The sequence below is a fragment of the Sphingomonas bacterium genome (genome assembly GCF_903642285.1).
GTDB lineage: Bacteria > Pseudomonadota > Alphaproteobacteria > Sphingomonadales > Sphingomonadaceae > Sphingomonas.
This window is the reverse complement of sequence record NZ_CAHJWJ010000053.1, coordinates 1-3,340: the sequence shown is the minus strand read 5'-3', so window position 1 is coordinate 3,340 and position 3,340 is coordinate 1. Positions and strand designations below refer to the sequence as shown.

Here is a 3,340-nt window from a genome sequence, read left to right as displayed (position 1 = left end):
GCCGCGATGCAGGCGTAACATCCAACGCGCTGCGCGTGACTGCCGACAGCGCTAAAGGCTGTTCTCACACAGCCTCCGACATTTCCGGCCGATTGCCCGAATGACGGCTTCGTCCCCACGAGATGCCGACCGGTGTCGACCAGATGTCGTCGTTCGCTGACCCTAGCTGGAACGGCTCGCTCTGACAGGAGCGGTCGTACGCGGTTGCGAAGTTGCCAGTCGGGGACCGTCCAATCCCGAACGTTCAAATTTCCGATCTGGCGCCCTCAGTAGCAGTCATTCGTTGGGGCGATCATTCCCATTTCTCTATCTGTGTGCGGCAATTTAGGGTTAAGCAATTGGGACCGGATCCCGGAACGCGGATAGCTCGGATGGCTGGTAGCGCGACCTAAGGGGGCGACTGTCTCGCTATGGTTCCCAATTGGGGAAGCCAGCACGGCCGGAGATTCCATAGCCCGGGCATTGCCAAAGCGGTGTCGATCCTGAGCCAGGACATTTCGAACCGGAATTCTGACACTTCCAAAACTGCGGCGAAGCATCGGCGTGCAACAGTGTTACTAACCGGTTGTGATCTCGTCTGGCGATAGTGGGTCGAATGCAGCGTCGCGGAGTACGTCCGTGAGGGCAGTCGATAGGAAGTCCGCCACGCGCCGAATCCGGGCATTGCGGCGGACCTCTTCACTCATGACCAGCCAGACTGGTAAGGCGCCCAACGTGATGCCGGCATCTATCTGTTCGAGATCGGGGTGGCGGTTCGCCAACACCCGCTGCGCAATCGCGATGCCGGCGCCCGCGAGCAGCAGATTCCAGGACAGCATCGCGTCATCGGTGCGAAGCGCGAAGTCTTCGCGCGTCCGGGGGATGATGTGCCCGGCAAAAGCGCGGATCAGGAAGTCGCTGCGATCGAGACCGATGAGATCGTGATGGCGAAGGTTCTCGCGCGCGGCGACGCGGCCCTTGCGATCGAAGTAGGCACGCGTCGCGAACAGGCCCAGTAGCGTATCCCCCAATCTGCGGGCGATGAGTGCGTTCTGCGTCGGATCGGCCATGCGGATGGCGATGTCCGCGTCTCGACGAAGCAGGTTCTGGTTTGTGTCCGAGGCGACGATCTCGATCTGGATGGTCGGCTCCGCCTGCCGCAACGCACCGAGGATCGGCGGCAACATCAGGTTGGCAACGATGACCGACGCCGTGATCCTGACGGTCCCGGATAGCTGTTGAGAGCGGCCCCGCGCCTTAAGGTTCAACGCCTCGGCCGCAGCGCCCATAACGCGGGCGTCATCGATCAAGCCCAAGGCCGCATCGGTCGGGTCGAGGCCTTGGGCCGAACGGGTGAATAGGATGACGCCCAGCACCGTCTCCAATTCGCGAACGTGTCGGCTCAATGTGGGCTGGGTGGCACCGATGCGCTTCGCCGCAGCGGAAAGTGAGCCGCCTTCGACGACAGCGAGAAAGGAGCGGAGAAGCGTCCAGTCGAGGCTATTCGGTTTTGAAACGACCTAATCCTATATTCGACAATTAAGATGCAAAAATAGAACCGCTAATTGGAGAACGTCAACACGGGAACGCGGTCGAGGCGGTGTCCGAACAGCGAAGAAAGAGAAGACCATGAACGCCATCAGCGGGCAGACCCAGTTCATCACCACCGAAGGCGGCCGCGTCGCGTTCGAAGACACTGGCGGCGCTAACCCCGTCATCCTTGCCATCCCCGGCATGGGCGACCTGCGCTCCGAATATCGCCTGATCCGCCCCTTCCTGCAGCAAGCAGGCTACCGCGTGGTCACGATCGATGCGCGCGGCTTCGGTGAAACCTCGGCGAAGTGGAGCGATTATTCCGCGCGTGCCGTAGGTCGTGACGCGGTTGCGGTCCTCAAGCATCTTGATGCCGGTCCTGCGACCATTCTTGGAAACTCGTTTGCCGCCGGCTCGGCGCTCTGGGCGGCGCAAGATTCGCCGGAGCAGGTCAACGGCGTCGTCATGCTGGGACCGATCGTCCGGGATCTCGAAGCGTCATTCGTCCAAAAACTATCTTTGAAAATCGGCTTTGCCGGACCTTGGAAAGTCGGCTTCTGGACGATGTACTGGAACAGCCTCTTCCCGACCAGCAAGCCCGCCGATCAAGCCGAGGTCAAGGCGGCGATCACGCGAAATCTTCGCGAGCCGGGTCGGATGGACGCACTGCTGGCAATGCTGGCTTTGTCGAAGGCCGATACTGCGGCGATCCTGGAACAGACCAAGGTGCCGACGCTCGTCGTGATGGGTACCAAGGACCCCGATTTCGCCGACGCGATCGAAGAGGCGCGCATGCTAGCGGGCAAATTGAAAGCGGAGACGATGATCGTCGATGGCGCGGGCCACTATCCGCATACCGAGATGGCGGATCTCGTTGCACCACGAATCTTGGCCTTCATCGATGGCCTGCCGCGCAATGGTATCAAAGTTGCGAGCACGGCTGCAACCCGTTGAAAGGCTTAATACAGAACGGCGCGCGTTCCCATTTCTTGATCCTTATGGGAAAGGCCGCGGTATCGCGCAACGTGGGAATTGTGGCCCGCCTCCTCGAAGGCGGGCTGTCGCTCGACCTAACCAACAGACCCGATCATCGAAGGCGAAATAGCTCCAGCCGGCGAGCGTCCGCTTCTGTTGAAAGCTGTCGTGCGGCGCTGCCTGCGGCTACGGCCGCAAAGTCCCAATGGACGACGATCGAAGAGGCGTCGAAGCCGATCTGAAGACGTCGGGCTCCTAGCCTCTCCTACCTCTCACGATCCTTCTTGGCAGGGTTGGGATTTGATCCCGATCCGCGATCATCTTGTCCTCGGGGGCCATGATCGGCTTCGAGCGACCGAGGAGATCGTCCTTCGCTGATAATCGCTTGGGCCAGTTCACGATCCCGAACGAGCGGTTGTGGCATCGACGCCACGAACGCCCGCGTTTGCCGGGCCAAGGCGAGATCCTCGGGTGCATCGCTCTGCTCCAGCATCTCGGCGGCCTTCGCGTAACCTTTCCGGACTTCGGATTGCCGAACGATAGTCTGCACCTCCCAAGGTCGTGGCGCGGGCGGATTCTCTCGCGCCATCGCGGCGGCTGTCGTGCGGCCGGCCTGGATGACTTTCGGGAGGGTGCTGGCGGCGTCCGCTCGTTCGCGCGTCTTTCTGACGCTCGTCCGCTCGGCCTTCTGCACGATCCCGCGCGCCCTGCGAGGCGTCGCCTCGGCGTCGATCCCACGCGCGCGCAGCTCGCGCGCGAACGCCTCGCGCCAATTGGCGAGGTCGGCCTTGCGGGGGTTGAAGCGCACGCCCCCCTCTCCCCGCGCGGCGATCGTCAGATGGACGTGCGGATG

General features: G+C 62.1%; 2 protein-coding genes and 2 pseudogenes. 1 reads left to right on the top strand and 3 read right to left on the bottom strand.

The annotated features are described in order from the left end of the window. Window positions 1-557 precede the first annotated feature (557 nt). Window positions 558-1,268 carry a LysR substrate-binding domain-containing protein gene (locus HUU99_RS15325; RefSeq protein ID WP_302480000.1) on the bottom strand — a complete coding sequence of 237 codons (711 nt, stop codon included), beginning with the start codon at window positions 1,266-1,268 and terminating at the stop codon, window positions 558-560. 39 nt (window positions 1,269-1,307) lie between these two features. Further along, window positions 1,308-1,457 (bottom strand): annotated as a pseudogene (locus tag HUU99_RS15725) (helix-turn-helix domain-containing protein); the annotation flags it as partial. 151 nt (window positions 1,458-1,608) lie between these two features. Here HUU99_RS15725 and HUU99_RS15320 point away from each other — a divergent pair. Next, complete coding sequence (locus HUU99_RS15320; RefSeq protein ID WP_174287435.1) at window positions 1,609-2,466, top strand: alpha/beta fold hydrolase; 858 nt, start codon at window positions 1,609-1,611, stop codon at window positions 2,464-2,466. A 286-nt stretch (window positions 2,467-2,752) separates the two neighbouring features. On the opposite strand, the pseudogene HUU99_RS15315 reads toward HUU99_RS15320, so the two are convergent. After that, a pseudogene (locus HUU99_RS15315) lies at window positions 2,753-3,340 on the bottom strand (relaxase/mobilization nuclease domain-containing protein); the annotation flags it as partial.

Coding starts and splice junctions, on each gene's coding strand:
- HUU99_RS15325 (WP_302480000.1), bottom strand. CDS start 1,268: ATGGGCGCTGCGGCCGAGGCGTTGAACCTTAAGGCGCGGGGCCGCTCT.
- HUU99_RS15320 (WP_174287435.1), top strand. CDS start 1,609: ATGAACGCCATCAGCGGGCAGACCCAGTTCATCACCACCGAAGGCGGC.